This is a genomic window from Pseudomonas gingeri, from assembly GCF_013386165.1.
Lineage (GTDB): Bacteria > Pseudomonadota > Gammaproteobacteria > Pseudomonadales > Pseudomonadaceae > Aquipseudomonas > Aquipseudomonas gingeri_C.
The window spans coordinates 36442-36785 of the sequence record NZ_JACAOS010000040.1 but is presented as its reverse complement, the minus strand read 5'-3'; the positions used below and the strand labels follow the sequence as shown (position 1 = coordinate 36785).

The 344-nt window shown below is 57.0% G+C and carries 1 protein-coding gene; it reads right to left on the bottom strand.

Annotated elements, in window-relative coordinates; translation table 11 throughout:
* Positions 1-344 (bottom strand): ribonucleotide-diphosphate reductase subunit beta (locus HX866_RS34120; protein ID WP_218179837.1); only part of this gene is annotated, 344 nt, incomplete at both ends.

Below are 344 nucleotides of genomic sequence, written 5' to 3'. Positions count from 1 at the left end.
ATCTGCGACAGGCGACGGTTGGCGATGAACTTGAGGTAGTCCTCCATCATCGCCGCGTTCATGCCCAATACCCCGCGTGGCATGGTGTCACGGGCGTATTCGATTTCCAGCTGGGTGCCCTGCAGGATCATCTGGGTCGCTTCTTCCTTCATCTCGGCATCCCACAGGTGCGGGTTTTCGATCTTGATCTGGTTGATCACGTCGATGCCGAAGTTCAGGTGCATGGATTCGTCACGCAGGATGTACTGGAACTGCTCGGCCACGCCGGTCATCTTGTTGCGACGGCCCATGGACAGGATCTGGGTGAAGCCGCAGTAGAAGAAGATGCCTTCCAGTACGCAGTA